The organism is Colwellia sp. 20A7 (assembly GCF_009832865.1).
In the GTDB taxonomy this organism is placed as follows: domain Bacteria; phylum Pseudomonadota; class Gammaproteobacteria; order Enterobacterales; family Alteromonadaceae; genus Colwellia.
Genome location: NZ_CP047130.1, coordinates 1,478,820 through 1,498,140, shown reverse-complemented (window position 1 = coordinate 1,498,140; position 19,321 = coordinate 1,478,820). Strand labels below are relative to the sequence as shown.

Sequence of the window (19,321 nt, the reverse complement as noted above, 5' to 3'; positions counted from 1 at the left end):
CATATGAAAACTTTAAAAGAACAAACGGATGCTAAAGTTCAAGCAGGTCGAGAAGCTAATCCTGATTTCATGAAAAATGTTGATGAAATTATTGCTAAAGCAAAAAAATTGCAACAAGGTGATAAAGCGATTGAACTTGGTAAAATTGCGCCAAATTTTGTATTACCTAATCCGAAAGGCGTATTAATATCTTTAACTAATTTATTAACACAAGGCCCAGTAGTTGTTACTTTTTATCGTGGTAGCTGGTGTCCGTATTGCAATATACAACTTAAAGCTTTACAAGATCGCTTAGACGATATTCATACATTAGGTGCACAACTGGTCGCTATCAGCCCGCAAGTACCTGATAATTCCTTAACACCTGATGAAATAAATAAGATGGGCTTTATCATATTGTCTGACCAAGACGCGAACGTTGCTTCACAATATGGTGTTGGATGGAAAGTACCTGAATTTCTTATTGAGCACATGAAAAAAGATCGTAACCTTGATCTTGAAGCAATTAATAATGGCAATGGTAGTATATTACCCATACCAGCCACATTTGTTATAGACCGTAATGGTACAATTACATGGCGCTTTGTTGATGTTGACTACCGAACAAGATCTGAGCCAGAAGATATTATCAAGGCCTTACGAGAGCTGTCTAAAAAGTAAAATACATTAGCTGGGTTTACTTCTTACCTTTCCCCTAAAAGAAACTTAACTCATCTTACGGCTAACTTTATTGGATATATCCCCTGAATAGTGACAAACACGATTTCGTCCAGTTTCTTTAGCTTGATACAGGGCAATATCTGCATTGTACAGTAGAGTATTCGAGCTGCTTCCCATAACAGGTGTCATGGTAGCCACACCAATACTAACCGTAATATTAATGCTTTGATTATCAAAACTGAAAACTTTGTCATGAATTTTTTTACGAATATCTTCGGCAAGTTTTAATGACTCTTTGGTATTGGTTATCAAAACAATAAACTCTTCTCCGCCAAAGCGTGCAACAACATCTGTTTTTCTTTTGGCAACATTATCGATTGTTTTTGCGACAGCAATTAAACATTGATCACCAAACAGGTGTCCATACTGATCATTCAACGATTTAAAGTGGTCGATATCAATCAATATAATTGTTTGCTCTAATTGATTTCTAGCGGCAAGTTCCCAGCTATTATCATAGGTTGAGTTAAAAAAACCTCGGTTGTATATTTGTGTAAGAGAATCTATTTTATTTATTCTTACGAGTTCTTCATGTTGCTCTTTCAACGTTGCTTCGTTACGAATTCCTTGAAAATAATTTTTATGTGCTGCAATGAGCACTGACGCTTGGAATAGACAGTAAAATATAGTCACTATAATGAGTTTATCGTATGGGTCGAATAGATAAGTAATAACAAGTAGCGGTAATATTAACGCAGCTAAATTAATAAGGGCGATATTAATTTTGGGTACTTGTACCAACATGGTACTCGCTGCAATAGCGACAATAGCTAATATCGCTCTATGGTTAATCTCGGAAAAGAGGGGATCATGTATTACCAAAGCAAGTACGGAGCCTGACGCTGCAGCATGAAGAACTAGCAGTAATGACAGTATGTAGAGCCAAAGCCGCCTAGATTTTTCATACAGTTTATCGCTATATTTTAGATGAACCAACCTACAAACACTGACAACTAACATGAATACCGAATAAAATAAGCTTAAGTTAGGATAATAGGTATCAAAATTAATAAGCCAAAAAGTAATAGGTAAAAAAATAGCGTAAATGTATATCCCTGGAATAGACAAACGAAGGAGATCCATATCCATGCGCTTTTCAAATATTTTCGCACTCATTTCTAAAAAAACACCTTAGACAAACTTTAGCTGTATATATTACTACAAAACATAACGATAGTTGATGTAAGTTTAGTGTAAATAAAACAATTAAAAATATACACCTTACTGAGATAAATGAATATAAAGCACTATTAGTCAGTCACTTTTATTATTTTAGGAAAGTAAATATCAAACCGCGTACCGGCATCAATTTTACTTGTACATGTTACGCTTCCCTTTAATTTATCCGTCACAAGGTTATGCAGTATATGAAGGCCTAAACCAGTGCCACCCTCGCCTCTTTTAGTGGTAAAAAAGGGATCGAAAATATGAATTTTATCTATTTCAGAAATTCCACAGCCATCATCTTCAAATGAAAAGTGTATTTCATTTGAAGATGATTCTTTAACTGAAATAGATAAAATTCCGGCCTCTTTATGTTGGAAAGCATGATGAATAGCATTAGTGACAAGGTTGGTAAATATTTGGCTAAACACTCCACCATAAATAGTAGCTTGTAAGTTATTATCGCAGCATAATTTAAATTTAACATTTGAGTTTTTGGTAATAGGGATCAAGCTGACTAATATCTGTTCTATGTATGATTTAAATTTAATATTTTGTAGTTCATCTACAAATTGATCTACTGATACTTCTTTAAAGCTCTTCACTAATTTAGCGGTCCGTGAAAGGTTATTAGTAACAAGATTATTGCTCTTCTCCATTTCCATAATAAAGTTATCAAATTTACTCTTGGTTAACTCTTGATTTTCATAAGATTCGCGCAGGTTACTCAATGTATCGCCTAAATAGGAGTTAGCCGTAATACTTATGCCAATAGGCGTATTAACTTCATGAGCCATACCCGCAACCATAATAGTTAGCGATTCAACACGCTCGGATTGGATAAGTGCATTACGTTGTTTTTCTTCTTCTAAATTAGTCTTTGTTTTTAATAATAATTGATAATCTTTAGCAACACTATTTGAAAGCACCAAGCCAATTAAAGGCACAAGAAAAGCTTTCGTAATTAAGATACTAATGACAATAAAAAAAAGTATGCCAACAGTTTTACTTACTAAGGGCTCAAACCTCATTCCACTGTGTTCAAATCCATTAATTCCTTGATACAGAAAATTAGTCAGTGTTTTTTTATCAAACACCTTGGTTTCAAACTCTTGTATCTTTTGTAGTAGGTTGTCTGCAATTTCAAGATCATCATGACAAACTTGTAGTATGTTTTTTGTTCCTATTAGTTTCATAATCAATAATTCAAAGGAGCCTACAAATTCTAGGCATTGAATAGGTTGTTCTCTCACCATCATTATGTCTTTTCGTACTTCATCAACAGAAATTGACTCCGCTTCAAATGATTTTACGGTTTTAACTAACTGGGTAATATATTTTTGATGAAAATAATTTAATTCATGCATTTTTCCGCCCATTTGAATTTCATACGCGCCAATAATACTTATTAGACTTGAGATAATAATAAGAACATTAACGACATTGAGTTTCATTGACACAGAAAATCGATTAGTTTTCTGTGTTTCATTAGGCTTTAATTTACTTTTCTTCAGGATACTGTTTTTAAAATTCATTTAATGCCATTAATGGTTAGCCATTTACTAGATTAATAGTAATATTGAAAAAAACCTTGGTGGGAATATTTATCAGATATAATTAATATTGTAGGCTTGTTAATATTACGAAATAATTACTTTATTAATACTAGCTTTTTAAAAGCATAGTTGTATTTTATATATTTACCAATCTTTATATGTTGTTAAAAGATGAATTTATTTAAAAAAGTACAACATAAATAATAAATTAGTTGATAATGAACTTAGCGCTTTCATTGATTGTGATAAGAAATACAATCATGATGTAAAAGTTTTATTGAGCGTATTAAGCAACCTGTAGCCTGAACTATAAGCTCAACTATAGGCTAAATAATCATTTATTATTATCTTTGCTTTTACTATTGCTCAGCTCCCTAGTTTCCACCTTAATTTTTTCCTTATTATTTAGTAGAGTTAATTTTATCAATCATAAAGATCAAACGAATACCCAAACAATATCCCTTGATGATTCATCTTTAATAGGTTTAGTCGTCAATACAGAGCTCAAAATTGCCACATTCAATTTATTTAATTACCTTGAACCACCAAACGCCGCTTATGAATTTGAGCGCATTCTTAGTGCAGAACAATGGCAAAAAAAACAACGTTGGATTAGTGAATATTTACGTGAATATCAGCCTGACATTATTGGCTTTCAGGAAGTATTCAGCCCTGATGCATTAAAAGAATTAGTTGCTAGTCAGGGCTATAAATATTTTGCTGTCGTTGATCAACCAAAAATCATTGATGATTTTATTTATCAGCGCCCTGTTGTCGCTATTGCTTCTCGCTTCCCTATTGTTGAGGTAATCGCGGTAGAGCCCAACATTGAGCTTGCCCAAACATTAGGTTTAACCAGTAACTTCTCTTTTAATCGTAAAGTATTAAGAGCAACTATTAATATTCCTCATTTAGGCAACTGTGATTGTTATGTAGTGCATTTCAAATCTAAACGTTCAATGATTGAACTGGATGAGAAAAATAATAACTGGTCGCCTGAGCAAACAATTATTGAAAGCCTAAAGGCACAAATAGCGGGTAGTTGGGGTTCAACGGTGCAACGTGGTAGTGAAGCGACATTATTAATGATGGAGATGATAAAGCGCCGTGAAGAAACTAATCAGCCAATGGTATTGATGGGCGATTTTAATAATACCCTAGCCGATGGTGTATTAAGTCATTTACTCACCAACACTTTACGTTTTGTATCAACCATTGATCGTGATGCTTATCTTGCTAAATATTGCTTAAATGACGCTTGGGACTTATTTCAAGCCGTGCTTTCACATGAAGACACTGAAGTAAATGAAGTGAAAGCAGCCCGTACGCCAACACATTATTTTGGCGCAGGGAGTTCTGTACTCGATTACATTTTATTATCTTGTGAATTTGATGCTAATTATCACGACAGTCTTTATGAAGTTAGCGCACATGAAACTTACGATCGTCATTTAATTAATCCTATTTTTGAACGTGATGGTGAGAGTACCGATCATGGTATTGTGCTTGTAACACTTACGTTAAGATCATAATGGCTAGGTCAATCGGCTTAGCTTACTATGCTTAACTCACTATGTTTGATTCATTAAGCTTGCCTAATTATGCTTAGTTATGCTTTTTGTCACACAATAGTCAAATAACAAGAAGCCAATGATCAAATGTTGATATAATCCCAATAACTAGTTACTAGTGTTATTTAATTATTAGCATTGATTATGGCTACAGTGTTTCAACCATTTTCAAATATTCTATTTTATCTTCGACATAACTCAACGAGACTGCAATGCCCTACTTACTTTTAATACTGACCACTTTATTTTGGGCAGGAAATTTTGTTATAGGACGAGCAATGCACTCAGTATTGCCACCTATTGTTATGGCAGAGCTTCGTTGGACATTAGCATTGGTGATTCTATTGCCTTTTTTAATACCAAGGCTTATTAAACACAAAGCCGTAATAATAACTCATTGGAAAATGCTGACGGTATTCGCAATATTTAGTGTCGCCTGTTTCAATACCTTTATTTACATAGGCCTTACTAGCACAAACGCGTCTAATGCTACAATATTACAATCAGCTATTCCGATATTTATTCTGATATTGTCTGCCGTCTGGTTAAAAGAGCCTGTATCTATTCAGCAATGGATTGGAGTTACTATATCTTTAGTTGGCGTTTTAATGCTGATAACACAAGGTCAAATATCGAACCTACTTTCATTGTCATTTAATGTAGGTGATTTATATGTATTAACTGGCGTACTCTGCTGGGCTATTTACTCATTATTATTACGTTGGCGCCCTGCTGAACTTGATGGCTTTACTTTTTTTGGTGTAACTGTACTTATTGGTTCACTAATATTACTGCCTTTTTCTGCGGTAGAATTTTACTTTGCTGAGCATATTGTATGGGGAAGTAAGAGCACATACGCAGTGCTCTACATGGCCATTTTCCCTTCTATCCTTGCTTATATTTTTTGGAACAAAGGTGTTGCCGATATAGGCGCAGTAAAAGCAGGGTTATTTATTCATTTAATGCCATTATTTGGCTTATTACTCTCTTCTATTTTTCTAAATGAGCAAATTCATACTTTTCATCTAATTGGCATTCTTTTTATCTTTTCAGGAATTTACTTAGCAATAAAGGCAAAGTTAGCTAAATAAAAACAGCAAAGTCGTTAGCTAACTTTATAATGCGTGCTCTACGGCTTGAGTGCTTCTTTTTCTTTAAAAGATTCAATCAAGTCTTCTAGTGCTTTGTCACGTTCAGACTTTGACTCATTAGGCACTAATCGACAAAACTTTACCGCCTCTATTGCACGATTATCACCATAAAGGGTTAATACTTGTTCTAAAAACTCTTTATTTAATGAAAAAGTACTACTTAAATAATCCAACATACTGATAAAGCTTGTGAATGTAAGGCCATCAAACTCAAAATTTTCATCCTCTGCTGTATTTTCAATAGTAACGCCATCAATAGACAGCTCCCAACCACTGTAATTAACGCGATCACGCGCAATTAAGAACATTCGCCAACCACTTTTTTTAAAGCCATCAAATGCACTGCCTATTAGTTCAGATTCTTGTAGTTCTTTTTCAGTCCAATTAGCTCCTATTGATAACGCTTTAGCACTTTGTTTTACTATTTTATCTTTAATAAGCTTTTCAAGTCTTACGAGTGAACTTGCTTCATTATGGCATCGGTAAGATTTGCACTCATCACAGATTGGTATATTAACCATTTGGTGTGTGACTAATGTGGTGACAATCGTTTGATGGGATCCTTCACCACAAAACCAACAGGTAAATCGACAATCAAACGGTATATCAAGATTCAGTACGTCCATACAATATTGCTCTTATTTTAGACTACAGCGGAGAAAACGTTAGTTAAGTAATTACTTATTATATAGCGTCGTCAATATAAAAAACTATCTGTTTATTGATTTAAAACTAGGACAAAGTTATGTTTACATAAAAAGTAATATATGATGAATTTAAAGAGCTATCAATTTTAATACCTTAAAAAGCTTAAGGTTTATTTCTTATTGCCGATACATAGTTAACTTTAACTTAGCATTAAAAAATCATGATTAACAATGTATTAAATAGCTCGCCTAACTTAATAGCATCCATTGCCCAACCAATCAATGATGTAGCTCACACCCTCACCGATGAGCTTAAAAATATTGCACCAGAAATGGCTCAAGAATTGTTAAGTCAATTTGATGAAGAAAAAGTTGAAACATTACTCAGACAAGAATTTGCTTCTATTATCACGTTAACGAGTCAACCCGCTACTGTTAACTATGATATTTCTCCCGAAGAATTAGCTGTACGTACCGTATTAAGCAGCCACCAAGAAGGGTTGAATAAGAACGAGAATAGCGACGAATTAATGAAACGTTTGAATAAGTCGGTAGAAAATATTCACGGCGCTTACGCAAATACCAGTGATATATTATCGAGTTTAGGACAGCTAGGACATGAACAAGAATCATTTTTAGCATCAAGTGAACAGCGCGTTGAACGCATGTTACACCCGTTAATGGAAAGCAGCTATCGCAAAGTAAATGAAGGTGACGACAGCAATCGCTTTGAACTCTCAGTGAAAACGAAAGAAGGCGACGTTGTTAATATAATCTTTAACTCTGCTCAAGGTTATAACGAAGCAACAGGTGAAGCGGTTGATAATTTTGGTATTAGCTATGAAGTAGACGGTGATTTGTCAGAAGCTGAGCATCAAGCACTCAACCAAATATTGTCAGAAGTTGGCGAAATGGCTGATGAATTTTTTAAAGTCAGTGCAAACTCTTTTGGGCAAAGTTCATACAATAAATATGTACCTCCAGGCCAAGCTCAATTTAACTTAGACTTTTTAGCTGACTTCAACAATGAACAGCTATCAGGTTTTGATGTTGCTTTTTCAACAACGGAAAATCAACACGTTGCCAGTTCAGAAAACAGCTTTGAACTCAGTTATAATTTTGATGAAAAAAATGATACACAAGCCCTTTCGTTTAAGTCAAACGCAGGTGTTACCGAAATAGATTTCTCACTAGACATGTCTATTTTTGGTGGTAAAGACGTAGAACAAATGCAGCAATACTTAAACACATTAGATAAAAGCCTCGAAGACAGCCGCTTTAATAGTAATGACAGTAAAGCAAACTCTGCATTTGGTAAGCAAAATGATGCTCGTATGCAACAAGGCTTTGCTGTATTTAAAGACGCTTTTACCAGTATGTCATCAGCAGCCGAGCGCTATAGCAATATAGAATCAGTTGCCGCACACGAATTCACCAATGGCAGAGAAATGGTCGCCGATCTAGTTGATAACATGGTGACTAATGATCCTCGTTATAAAGGCCTTGGTGAAGACGCCGATAATACATTAGGTACAGGTATTTCTAAATTAGCTGATTTTGACGCAAAATTTGCATTTACGTCAGAGCCAGAAGGACCTCGATCTGTACACCCTAAAAGTGCCGTAGAATTAAGTCAGGTAACCGAGCAATATAAATCAGGTGAATTAAACGGCATAACGCAAAATAAAACCGTTAATTCTCACTTTGATTATCAAGGTACTCGTCCAGATAATTATGATAAAACTGAAAGTTATAACATTAATACCGCGGTTAAAAAGCAAGAACTAGTCGGTCTTGATCAAGAACACCAAGTAGATATTGATAAAGAAACATATGAATTTAACCCAAAAACAAATCAGTATGAATTAGAAACGGCACTTGTTGAAAGAATAACAAATGAGAGCAGTATTCGACAAATTAACGATATTTGGCTGGAAAAGAATGAAAGTAGTCATGATAAAAAGGAAACAGAGCGTGTTGATTACACCGGAAAGCCTGAAGATTATGAAAGAACCAGTCATCACGCTCATGATAAATTAGTAACATTGATTGGTGATTTAGATAAACTAGAAAACAATAAGCACGTGAAACGTGACTACATGGTTGACTTAAATAACGTGAACTTTTTTATGGATAATAAACCCGCGACTTAATTGCTCTTAATAAATGATATGTTCCATACTGACATAGATTAACGATAAGTCAGTTTTGAAATCAACGCTTAATTACTGATGTTGACGACAAAACTCACTTATTATTCCTAATACTCGCTTAGCTAGCTTGCAATTCTGACATAATGAATTGCTTAAATGCTTCCACAGGTTGTGCGCCTGCTGCTGCAACTTTACGGTTAAGGACTACGGTTGGTACTGATGTAATCCCCATACGCTGCCATTCTACTTCTTTTTCTTGAACTTCTTTAATCGCACTTTTATTTTCAAATATAACTCTTGCTTCATTCTCATCTAAACCAACAGCAACGACTTCTTTAATAAGTACTTCACGGTCTGAGATGTCTTTTTGTTCGCTAAAACAAGCAGCGAATAATCGTAACTTTAATGCTGTTTGAAGATTGTAATCTTTAGCAAATTCCAACATGACATGAGCATCGCGAGTATTCACTATTCTCATTTCTTCAAAAAAGTTAAATTGAAAACCAACCTCGTTGCCACGCTCTGCCATTTCAACTCTAAATTTAGCACTACTTTCTGGTGTAGAGCCGTATTTTCTCGCTGAATGTTCTCTTAAATGTTCACCTTCTGGTGGCATATCAGGGTTTAATTCAAATGGTTGCCATTCAATTTCAACTTGATCTTGAACACCTAATTCAGTAATTGCTTGTGCTAAATTTTTGTAACCGATAATGCACCAAGGACAAACAACATCCGAAATGATATCTATTTTGAGCTTGTCTACCATATATAATTCCTATTAATCTTAAACTCTAAATCAATCTTGCTTAGCTGATTTAGTCTTACTTAAATTACTTAAATTCATTAGCTCGGCTTAATGAACACCTATACCAACAAGAATGCTATCAATACTATATTCAAGTGCTGACTTATCAATACCTGAGCGCGCCATCGAAGCAGTACCTTTTAATACAGTGTATAGACTTAACGCGTTGGCCTGGGCATTGTTATTTAGCCCTAATTTAATAGCCTCAACGTCAGTATTAAACAACTCGGTATAAACTTGAATTGGCATAGCATCGGCTTCTTTAAGCAACTGCTCGGCTTGTTCAGGAATATCACCGCTAACAAGTTCTGACTGACACAATGCCAAATAACAACCTTTTGCATCACTTGTATCACATTGCATAGATACAATAGACATCATATGATTTTTCAAACGTTTTTTTAGCGTCACGTTTTCTTCAAAAAGCAAGGCAATTAGTGGCTTCATTTTAGTATCAATATAACATTGAGTCGCTTTAACAAATAACGCCTCTTTATTACCAAAAGCACTGTACATACTCGGCTTATTGATTCCCATACGCTTAGTTAAATCAGCAAGAGAAGCACCAACATAGCCTTTTTGCCAAAATACATCCATGGCAGCATTTAAAGCCGTATTTTCATCAAATAATTTTTTTCTACCGCTAGTCACAATGACTCCAAATTAAACAACCAACTATTGTGCAATTGTACTTAACGGTACAGTTTAAGTCAAACCTTACCGAAAGGTACAGTTAATTAGATAAAACCCTTATTTAAATTTATAACCAACACCGTAAACTGCAGAGATTGGATTTAAACCTTCTTCAATGTGGTTTATCTTTTTACGTATATTTTTAATATGATTATCTATATTGCGATCCGACATTTCTAAAGCTTGGTTATAAAGTGTGTTAATAATATCTTCACGGGTAAATACACGGCCAGCTTGGGTGATGAATAGCAGAAAGATTTTAAATTCAACCGCAGTAAAACCAATATCCTTTCCTTTAAGCAAAGCAACATAGTCTTCTTTATGTACCTCAAAGCCTGCCTGATGAATAACATTTGCTGCAGGTTTATCAACTCTTCTTAGCACTGCCTGTATTCTTGCGATAACTTCTTTAGGACTAAAAGGTTTACATATATAGTCATCAGCACCAAGGTTTAATCCCTGCAATCTATCTACTTCTTCACTTTTAGCCGTGACCATAATAATAGGTACATTCGAGAACAATCTTACTTCTTTACATATCGTAATACCGTCTACTTCTGGCAGCATTAAATCTAACAAGATTAAATCAACATGATTATGTTTTACAAAATTAACAACGCCCTGCCCGCTATTAAAATGTTCAGTGCTATAACCTTGCTGTTTGCAATAAGCGATAAGCACTTCAGCAATGTGCTCTTCATCTTCAACAATCAGTATTTTATGTATTGTCATTACTATAACCTACAAGAGGAAGTGTGACTTTTACGGCTAAACCACCTAACGGTGAATCTTGTAATGAAATATCACCGCCGTGAACCTCTACTATTTGTTTACATAATGATAATCCAAGCCCAGAGCCACCAAAGTCTCTATTTCTAGATTTTTCAACACGATAGAAACGTTCAAAGAGTTTACTCTGCTCTTCGGGTAAAACACCTGGTGCTGAGTCTTGCAAAACAATCTCTAACTCACTATCACACTTATTAATTTCTATACTTACCTGACCCCCTTTATCGGTATATCGGCAAGTGTTTTCAAGTAAGTTAGAAAATAACTGCTGTAATCTATCTTTATCACCACTAACAAGACAGAGCCCTGCATTTTTTAAGGCTTGGCAATTAAGTGATAACTTGTGCTCTGTAAATCGAGCTGTATAACTTTCAATTGCTTGTTGAAACACTTGAATCACGTCAACATCAATCTTATGGTAAGTTAAGCTAGCCGTGTCACTGTTAGCTAATTGAGCAAGGTCATCTACAATATGATTCAAATTATCAACCTGACTGATCAATAAACGAATACGCTTTTCATCGGCAACAAAAACGCCATCTTGTACAGCTAACAAATGAGAGCGTAATACCGTTAGCGGCGTTCTTAATTCATGAGAAGTATCTGAAACCCATTGAAATCGCATTTGTTGATTGTGTTCAAGGGTGCCGGCTAGCTCATTAAAGTTATTAGACAGTGTGCCCAATTCATCCTGAGTCAGCGGTTTTATTCTGCTAGCGAAATTACCTTTATTAAGTTCATTTGTGCCGGCAACAATTTGTTTTATCGGCTTAATTAAATGCTTAGATAAAACTATCGCCATAATAAAAGCCAGTAGAATAACAAATAATGTGATCAGTAAATAATTATGAAGCTGTGCCGACAAAAAAGCTTCTGCTGGGCTGTTTTCAACCAAGTTTGAAGGGACTAACCCTATCCAACCAATTACATTGTTATTTAATGTAACCGCTTCTGTATAAGGGTTTTCATTTATATCAGCCCTACCAACTACAACCTGCTTATTTTCATTATACAAACTGATACGTTTACCCGTTTGGAGTAAATCAGCAGGAATGTTTAACCATAATAACGACGGTGGTTTATTATCAACGCCGGTAATAGCACTAGCCTTATTGTTAGTAAAATCATCATCATTTTGTTGTTTAGTTTTTGTCGTGCTTTGCTTTTTAGGGGCAACAATAGAGCGCCATAATTGCGTGTTCTGCGTGATAGCTTCCCAAGACTCTAATTCAGAATACAGCTGAACTAATTGCACCTTTACCTGTGAAAGATGCTTATGCTCTTCTTGCTTAACAAAGTTATTGAACTCAGACGAAAAGTTCATGTATATAAACACAAACATTAGGCCGACTAAGGTAATATTGGTGATGAAAAAAGCTAAAAAGAATTTATGGATTAACTTCACGGGTTCTCTGTTCTTTAGGTTCATGATTTTATGCTTGGTAGCAGTATTGCATATTGGCTATATGCCTACAATTAAGGTTTTCATAAAAGAAAAGGCTTACTTAAGTCCGATTTTAGTGTCGTAGTTAAATAAGCCAATTATCTATAGACGATGCTATATAGTCGAAGTTTTTAAAAAACCATATGAGCCGTCTCGCCAACGCTGAGTAATTTATATTGTGGTTTAACAAAGCTGGTATGCACAGCTCCTAAACTTTTATGAAATGAAACCGAGAGTTCAGTTACCTTGGAATAACTATGTCTTGCTTGAAAAATAATTTCTCTGGTGTCAGCATCATTTTTATCCACAATGGTTCCTAAATAAGCGACTTCAACACTTAACGGTTTTCCATTTACCATTAAAAGCATTTTTTGTTTAAGCGCATTAATAATGAAGGTTTCTTGTTGGCTACTATTTAAATTCTCAGGCATTACGGCATCAATATCGCCTAACAACCAAGCCTGATCACTTTGTAGAGCAGCGCTAAAATGCGCTAGATCTGTGTAGACTTTTACTTCAACTTGTCCATCTCTTAAAATAACTTGCGCGGTTGTCTCATTTAAAAGATGAGCACTCAAAGATGCGCTAAGCGTTATCAAAGAACCAATACAAGCAAACATTAAAGCACGCAAGGTTTTTGTACATTTCAACTTTTTAACTAATGTCATTATTATTACCTAGGTTATTTATTACTGTTGAGATTCAGGTTGCTCAATGGTTGCACGACAAATTAATGTATTGACGGTTTCAAGATCATCACCCCAAATTATCTGAGCATTTTCATTCCAAGTTATCTCGTTATAACCATCTTTTGGGCCTACCGAGGCAGTATTATGTTCAGTTGCACTAGACCAAGACGAATCATCAAAATCAGCCATTAACCAATGACTCGGCGCTTCTTTAGACATAAAAGTACAATAGCCTTCACCAGCAACAGGATTCGATTCTTGCTCACATAATTTGTTTAGAGGTGCTCGATGAAGTACTTCACATTTCCAGCTACTATCTGTAACAGAAACAACTTCATTAGTATCTATATCAGTTACTTGCATAATAAAACCGCCATCCCCCATTTGCTGGTTTCTGGCACCTATGTACTCTAACCCTGAATCATTTTGCTTAAAGTCTTTAATAATCAAATTAAGCTGGATAGGATAATCTTCAGAAAAGATAACTCGCTCCGCATTAAAAGAACGCTCAGTGGTTATAGAAACTGAATCCTCAATAAGAAGATTTTCACCAACATAAGCAGCAAACCAGTTATCAGCCCATGCTTCTAGTTTAAAATTATGTTCACCTGAAATTTTTGGATTAGTAGCATTAACAGTGACTAATGGCGTCAGCACATTTTGCTTACGCTTAGGTTCAGGTCGGTCTTTTTGGCTAGCATTTAAATTTTTAGCTGGTTCAGCTTTTGCCTGATCACTGTTTCTGCAAAAAGTTCCTTTTTCAACTTTGCCACCATTACTAATGGTTTTTTGTGTAAAGTCGTAACAGCTTTCCCCCTGATTTGATGATGTATAAGTCGTAAAATAGTCTTCACCTTGATATGAATAACGCATAGTTCGACTGCCATCTTCAGATACAGTGTGAGTTAAATTTTCAACACCGCCAGCAGGTGGACGAAGATCGGCTCTTATCCCTTGCGTATCGCCACTTAATGGAGCAACTCTAGGCAATTTAGCGGTATCAACTTCACCAACTAAACACTGAATAATATAAGGTGGTGTAGTTGATGTTTGATAGCGATAACCAAAAGTATCGTCTGCTTGACCATTGCACACATCGAGATCACCTTTGGCGATTTCACTACCATCAGGGTTCTTGTCACCATAAAGCGGGTAGCCATCGTATGCCCAACCAATAATGGTGTTATCGTCTTTATTTGTCATCGTATCAATCATGCAGGTAGGTGATACATGATAATGGTAGCCGTCCCCTCGACCAGAATGACCACCACAGTTATCTAACTGTCCTAACACTAAGGTATCGTGTTTAGCATCGTATTGACTGACATCTAATTCACCTTGCGATGAATAATCATAAATAGGTACGCCATTGACGGCAACGCCAACAGCAGCATCAATAGTCGTTAACGTATCGGCTTTTTTAGGCTCAAGTTTAATCGGTGCTGCATAACCTTGTGCAGGTACTGGGATTTGTTCATTAGTACCGGTAATACCCGTCATCATCTCATGTTCTGGATACGTAGAAGAGGCAATGTAGGCATAAGTTTCATCACAGATCACAGCAACATTTTTATCAAAACCTGCGTCACTTATCGATTCTTGAATTGTTGTACAACGGGCAGAATCAATATGTTTAGATAAGTCAGGTTGAATAAAAGGTGCAGGTTTAGGTCTTTTTTCATCGCCTTTTTTCATACCTTCATTTGAACGTTTATTTGATAGCCTCTCACCTTTTGAGCCCTGGCTATCACGCTCATAACTGACCGTCATTTGTGCAGAATCTAACGTGATATCTTTCATTGCGGCTAACAATGTTTCTCTATCTACTTTTTCATGCCCATTAGAAACACTACGTTCTGGAAAAGTAACCGGCTCAGACAAAGCATAAATAGTGTAAGTATAATTTTTCACTCCAGGACCTTTAGAGCATGGTGGCGCATATTCGTTTATATCGTTAACACTATTACTACCCAATAAACCGAGTGTTTCAGTACTATTTATTTGTGTGGCATCCCCATTGATGTTGTACATCGTCCAGTACCAATGAACACCATCTGGTGCATTATGATGCATAATCAAGGTATAAGATTTTGTAGTTTCAGGTGCGCCACTCCAACTAAAAGGAGGGTTAACACTTTCGCCATCACAAGTATAAGTAACAGGTAATTTACCTCCATCGACCATAGCAGAACTTATTAAAGTAAACGCGTTAGTATCACTATATTGCTGGGTTAATTCACCACCATTATTACATCCACTTAGTGATAAACCACATACTCCAATAAATAAAAGCGCCCAAGTATTTTTCATCATTTTAACCCCCAAGAAGTTATGCTTAAACATTAAGAATTCAACGTCAAAAATTAACAGTCAAAATTAACTTTAAAAATTAAACGTTAATAATTTATTTCCATTAGCTTAACCACCAAATGTAGGGCAATTATGTAGTTGTAGTATTTATTCACAATTAAATTAATACTAACGTTAATATTCGAACATAATTCATTTAAATTAGTTCACTTAAATTAATCAGCTGAAATTTTTTATGGGTTTGCACACTCTACTTTTAACAAGCTTATTAAATTTTATCTATTCAAAGGAATGGTGTATGCAAAGGTCACTAATAAAACTATTAACAGGAATACTACTTATTGTAGGTTTTACCGCACAAGCGCTTGAAATTGAAGAATTAGGTAGTGGCTTATACCGCTTTATAGATGATAGGCACCGCTCAGTATTTTTGATCACACCTCAAGGTGCCATTGTTACCGACCCTCTCAATAAAAAAGCAGCTACTTGGCTTAACGAACAAATTAAAACGCGTTTTAATGTACCTGTTAAATATGTCATTTATAGTCATAATCACAGCGACCATATTTACGGTGCAGAAGTATTTAAAAGTCCGCATACAACCTTCGTTGCTCATAAGTTAAGTGCGCAAGATATTAAAAATACTAAAATGAAAACAGTCACCCCTGATCTAGTATTCGATGACGAACTAATACTTACGCTAGGAGGTTCAAGCGTTAAACTTAATTACCATGGCCCAAATGACGGTCGTGGCTCAATAAGTATGTTGTTTGAAAAACAACAAACCTTATTTGTAGTTGATTGGATAATGATAGGTAGAATGCCATGGCAAAAACTGTGGAGTTACGATATTCAAGGCATGATAAATTCAACTAAAACGGTACTTAATTATGACTTTAATACCTTTGTTGGTGGTCATGCTGACATGGGGGATAAGGATGATGTAAAACGCTATTTACGTTACCTAGAACAACTGTACAGTAAAGTAATCGAAGGTATTTTAGCTGGCCAAACGCTTGATGAAATAAAACAAAATGTTAAGTTAAGTGAATTTAAAGACTTAAGACAATATGAAGCTTGGCTGCCACTTAATATAGAAGGTGTATACGAACGATTAATGGAAGAATCAGGAATGGGATGGCGGAGTGATTTGTAATGACTAAAACCATTAACCTAATCATAAAAAGTAATTGAGGTTTGACTCTAGAAAATTTCAAGGAGGAGTCAAAGATGATTTACCTTTGACTCCTTAAATATATTTAGTATCACAATAACTAATGAAAAATGGTCGATAAGAACCAAGCATATTACTCAGTAGTACTCTCTTCTTCTTTTTCATTCAATGAATCAACAAAGGCCTGTAACCCTTTTTGAACAAGATCGTAAGTAGTATCAATCGTATCACTTACTTCACCTTCTAATACATTCAAACCGCCCAATATGTCTTTCGCTTCACCAAAACCTTGATCAATACCACTACCAATAACATCCATAAATGCATTGAGAGATTCTTCTTCACTCATATCAGGATTTTGCTCTCTAAAAGCACCTAAAAATTGCGTACTAAAAGACACAATGCGCTCTGCTGTTGCTTCAGGACTAAAATCAAGGCCAGACTCATAAGCATCTTCCACACTGCTTTCAACACCACTTGCTTGCAATGCTTCATTAATACCTTGTAAAGCGGTTTTCAATGCTAATGATAAAGGTTGATCACCAAGTGAGTTACTAAATTCTAACGTTGATTCAATAATGGCGGCATTAAGCTGTTTCTTTTGAGAAACCGCAATAGACTCCTGCACTTCACCGGCCTTACCTGTTGTATGCTGTTCTTCAACACTATTATCACTGCCTTTCGACTTAGCCATAGCACTAGCATCTTGGCTATAGGGATTTTTTGCCATTACGGTATTAACACTATTAATGGGTGAGTTCATGGTATTACCTTCATTAGTTAACGCTTATAAAAGTGTATCGGCATTGTTGAGTATAACTTAAGGTTAAATCGTTTATATTTTACACTCAACATGTTTTGTTAAATATATTATTTTTAGTCTGTTATTGTGAATATAAAATCACTTTGATGTAGTAGTAATTTCTACGCTTTCAGCACAACAACAATATAACTAAAACATTCATTGTCAGTAATCGTATTAACTCACCTCAATAAACCTAGTTAACGTATCCTATATAACTCATTAATTTTTCGATAGAAAAAATCATCAACTTAAAGTAATTACTCTACTGACGTTAAATTTAATCTACACAATAGTTTGTAATCGACGCTTTAAATGAGAATCTGCTAGTTATTAGCATCATGGGTACCGCACCTAATTGAATGATTAACAAGTGAATAAACTCACTAAATAAAATTATTTTTCTTAAAAAAAATTGTTTAATAATGTTGGAAATCCACAATAATTAAATTAGAATGAACGTTCACCCTAAAAGAGAGATTGGTTAACATGCAGCGTTCACGCGTCATTATTTTTATTGTCACTGCTTTGGCAAGTGCAATTGTTTTATCCGGTTGCGAACAAAATCAGCAGGCAAATGCGCCAGCTAAGCAACCAACCCCTGTTGGCGTTATTAAATTAACAAGCCAGCCACTAACGCTTACAAAAGAGCTGCCAGGTAGAGTGACAGCATCACAAGTAGCGCAAATTCGTCCACAAGTAAATGGTATTGTACAAACACGCTTATTTACTGAAGGTGCCGAAGTGAAAAAAGGTCAAGCGTTATATCAAATTGACCCTGCAACATTTGAAGCACAAATAGCTACCAGTAAAGCAGCTATCACTAAAGCGCAAGCAAACATCGCTAATGCAAAAGCTAAATCAGATCGTTATTCAGATTTGCTAAAAATCAAAGCAGTTAGTCAACAAGATTTTGATGAAGCGGATGCAAATTATAAAAGTGCACAAGCTGACTTACTCACTGCACAAGCGCAACTTAAAACAGCACAAATTAACATTAACTACAGTAAGGTTTCATCACCTATCAGTGGTCAAATTGGTAAGTCTACTGTCACTGCAGGTGCTTTGGTAAGTGCTAATCAAGCAACTGCATTAGCAACGGTAACCCAACTTGATCCAATTTATATTGACCTTACTCAATCGAGCAGTGAATTAACGCGTTTGAAAAAAGCCATTGCTAACGGTGATTTAGATAGAGATCTTACGGCACAATCAAAGGTTGAGCTAAAAATGGAAGACGGCTCGGTATATCCTCATAAAGGCACATTAAAGTTTTCTGAAGTGACGGTTGACCCAAGCACTGGCTCTGTCACCTTACGAGCTGAGTTTCCAAACCCTGAAAAGTTACTGTTACCAGGCATGTATGTTAGAGCTGTCATTGTTGAAGGTGTTAAAACTGACGCAATTTTAGTACCGCAACGTGGTGTTAGCCGTAATAGCAAAGGCGAACCTACAGCGATGGTGGTAAGTAAAAACAATACCGTTGAAGCGCGCGTACTAAAAACTGACCGTACCATAGGCTCTAACTGGTTAGTAACAAGTGGCTTAAATGATGGCGATCAAGTGATTGTTGAAGGCTTACAAAAAATAGCGCCGGGTGCCTCTGTTAATGCAGTGCCAGCCGAATCAATCGCTAAAATTCAATAACGGAGC

The 19,321-nt window shown here is 35.5% G+C and carries 16 protein-coding genes; 6 read left to right on the top strand and 10 right to left on the bottom strand.

Annotated features, from left to right (window positions below; translation table 11 throughout):
- Positions 1 to 3 precede the first annotated feature (3 nt).
- The gene (locus GQS55_RS06415) at positions 4 to 660 is read left to right on the top strand and encodes a peroxiredoxin-like family protein (RefSeq protein ID WP_159819028.1); all 657 of its coding nucleotides are present in this window, start codon (positions 4 to 6) and stop codon (positions 658 to 660) included.
- Between the two features lie 45 nt (positions 661 to 705).
- On the opposite strand, the gene GQS55_RS06410 is transcribed toward GQS55_RS06415, so the two are convergent.
- Together GQS55_RS06410 and GQS55_RS06405 are read right to left on the bottom strand one after the other, a co-directional pair.
- Positions 706 to 1,836 (bottom strand): GGDEF domain-containing protein, encoded by a 1,131-nt coding sequence (locus GQS55_RS06410; protein ID WP_159819026.1) that lies wholly within the window; start codon positions 1,834 to 1,836, stop codon positions 706 to 708.
- Between the two features lie 134 nt (positions 1,837 to 1,970).
- Positions 1,971 to 3,419, bottom strand: coding sequence for a sensor histidine kinase (locus GQS55_RS06405; RefSeq protein ID WP_159819024.1), 1,449 nt, complete (start codon positions 3,417 to 3,419; stop codon positions 1,971 to 1,973).
- A 530-nt stretch (positions 3,420 to 3,949) separates the two neighbouring features.
- Here GQS55_RS06405 and GQS55_RS06400 point away from each other — a divergent pair.
- A complete protein-coding gene (locus GQS55_RS06400; protein ID WP_159822608.1) occupies positions 3,950 to 4,972 on the top strand; it encodes an endonuclease/exonuclease/phosphatase family protein in 1,023 nt (340 codons plus the stop codon).
- A gap of 251 nt (positions 4,973 to 5,223) precedes the next feature.
- Complete coding sequence (locus tag GQS55_RS06395) at positions 5,224 to 6,102, top strand: DMT family transporter (RefSeq protein WP_159819022.1); 879 nt, start codon at positions 5,224 to 5,226, stop codon at positions 6,100 to 6,102.
- A 38-nt stretch (positions 6,103 to 6,140) separates the two neighbouring features.
- On the opposite strand, the gene GQS55_RS06390 is transcribed toward GQS55_RS06395, so the two are convergent.
- Positions 6,141 to 6,788, bottom strand: a complete 648-nt coding sequence (locus GQS55_RS06390; protein ID WP_159819020.1) for a hypothetical protein — start codon at positions 6,786 to 6,788, stop codon at positions 6,141 to 6,143.
- Between the two features lie 242 nt (positions 6,789 to 7,030).
- Here GQS55_RS06390 and GQS55_RS06385 point away from each other — a divergent pair, with 242 nt between their 5' ends.
- Complete coding sequence (locus tag GQS55_RS06385) at positions 7,031 to 8,962, top strand: hypothetical protein (protein WP_159819018.1); 1,932 nt, start codon at positions 7,031 to 7,033, stop codon at positions 8,960 to 8,962.
- 118 nt (positions 8,963 to 9,080) lie between these two features.
- Here the strand turns inward: GQS55_RS06385 and GQS55_RS06380 are convergent, their stop codons facing one another.
- From GQS55_RS06380 to GQS55_RS06355, 6 genes are all read right to left on the bottom strand, one after another.
- Positions 9,081 to 9,728 (bottom strand): DsbA family oxidoreductase, encoded by a 648-nt coding sequence (locus GQS55_RS06380; protein ID WP_159819016.1) that lies wholly within the window; start codon positions 9,726 to 9,728, stop codon positions 9,081 to 9,083.
- An 87-nt stretch (positions 9,729 to 9,815) separates the two neighbouring features.
- Positions 9,816 to 10,418 carry a TetR/AcrR family transcriptional regulator gene (locus tag GQS55_RS06375; RefSeq protein ID WP_159819014.1) on the bottom strand — a complete coding sequence of 201 codons (603 nt, stop codon included), beginning with the start codon at positions 10,416 to 10,418 and terminating at the stop codon, positions 9,816 to 9,818.
- A gap of 99 nt (positions 10,419 to 10,517) precedes the next feature.
- Complete coding sequence (locus tag GQS55_RS06370; RefSeq protein WP_159819012.1) at positions 10,518 to 11,192, bottom strand: response regulator; 675 nt, start codon at positions 11,190 to 11,192, stop codon at positions 10,518 to 10,520.
- Complete coding sequence (locus GQS55_RS06365; RefSeq protein ID WP_236559781.1) at positions 11,179 to 12,654, bottom strand: ATP-binding protein; 1,476 nt, start codon at positions 12,652 to 12,654, stop codon at positions 11,179 to 11,181. The genes GQS55_RS06370 and GQS55_RS06365 overlap by 14 nt, the downstream gene beginning before the upstream one ends.
- Before the next feature lie 170 nt (positions 12,655 to 12,824).
- Positions 12,825 to 13,361: a hypothetical protein gene (locus GQS55_RS06360; RefSeq protein WP_159819010.1), complete on the bottom strand. Its 537-nt coding sequence runs from the start codon at positions 13,359 to 13,361 to the stop codon at positions 12,825 to 12,827.
- A gap of 21 nt (positions 13,362 to 13,382) precedes the next feature.
- A complete protein-coding gene (locus GQS55_RS06355) occupies positions 13,383 to 15,695 on the bottom strand; it encodes a YHYH protein (protein WP_236559780.1) in 2,313 nt (770 codons plus the stop codon).
- 295 nt (positions 15,696 to 15,990) lie between these two features.
- Here GQS55_RS06355 and GQS55_RS06350 point away from each other — a divergent pair, with 295 nt between their 5' ends.
- Positions 15,991 to 16,848 (top strand): MBL fold metallo-hydrolase, encoded by an 858-nt coding sequence (locus GQS55_RS06350; RefSeq protein ID WP_159819008.1) that lies wholly within the window; start codon positions 15,991 to 15,993, stop codon positions 16,846 to 16,848.
- 151 nt (positions 16,849 to 16,999) lie between these two features.
- Here the strand turns inward: GQS55_RS06350 and GQS55_RS06345 are convergent, their stop codons facing one another.
- A complete protein-coding gene (locus GQS55_RS06345) occupies positions 17,000 to 17,629 on the bottom strand; it encodes a DUF5610 domain-containing protein (RefSeq protein ID WP_159819006.1) in 630 nt (209 codons plus the stop codon).
- Between the two features lie 528 nt (positions 17,630 to 18,157).
- On the opposite strand from GQS55_RS06345, the gene GQS55_RS06340 reads away from it, so the two are divergent.
- Positions 18,158 to 19,315: an efflux RND transporter periplasmic adaptor subunit gene (locus GQS55_RS06340; RefSeq protein ID WP_159819004.1), complete on the top strand. Its 1,158-nt coding sequence runs from the start codon at positions 18,158 to 18,160 to the stop codon at positions 19,313 to 19,315.
- Positions 19,316 to 19,321: the final 6 nt, after the last annotated feature.

Coding starts and splice junctions, on each gene's coding strand:
- GQS55_RS06415 (WP_159819028.1), top strand. CDS start 4: ATGAAAACTTTAAAAGAACAAACGGATGCTAAAGTTCAAGCAGGTCGA.
- GQS55_RS06410 (WP_159819026.1), bottom strand. CDS start 1,836: ATGAGTGCGAAAATATTTGAAAAGCGCATGGATATGGATCTCCTTCGT.
- GQS55_RS06405 (WP_159819024.1), bottom strand. CDS start 3,419: ATGAATTTTAAAAACAGTATCCTGAAGAAAAGTAAATTAAAGCCTAAT.
- GQS55_RS06395 (WP_159819022.1), top strand. CDS start 5,224: ATGCCCTACTTACTTTTAATACTGACCACTTTATTTTGGGCAGGAAAT.
- GQS55_RS06390 (WP_159819020.1), bottom strand. CDS start 6,788: ATGGACGTACTGAATCTTGATATACCGTTTGATTGTCGATTTACCTGT.
- GQS55_RS06385 (WP_159819018.1), top strand. CDS start 7,031: ATGATTAACAATGTATTAAATAGCTCGCCTAACTTAATAGCATCCATT.
- GQS55_RS06380 (WP_159819016.1), bottom strand. CDS start 9,728: ATGGTAGACAAGCTCAAAATAGATATCATTTCGGATGTTGTTTGTCCT.
- GQS55_RS06370 (WP_159819012.1), bottom strand. CDS start 11,192: ATGACAATACATAAAATACTGATTGTTGAAGATGAAGAGCACATTGCT.
- GQS55_RS06360 (WP_159819010.1), bottom strand. CDS start 13,361: ATGACATTAGTTAAAAAGTTGAAATGTACAAAAACCTTGCGTGCTTTA.
- GQS55_RS06355 (WP_236559780.1), bottom strand. CDS start 15,695: ATGATGAAAAATACTTGGGCGCTTTTATTTATTGGAGTATGTGGTTTA.
- GQS55_RS06350 (WP_159819008.1), top strand. CDS start 15,991: ATGCAAAGGTCACTAATAAAACTATTAACAGGAATACTACTTATTGTA.
- GQS55_RS06345 (WP_159819006.1), bottom strand. CDS start 17,629: ATGAACTCACCCATTAATAGTGTTAATACCGTAATGGCAAAAAATCCC.
- GQS55_RS06340 (WP_159819004.1), top strand. CDS start 18,158: ATGCAGCGTTCACGCGTCATTATTTTTATTGTCACTGCTTTGGCAAGT.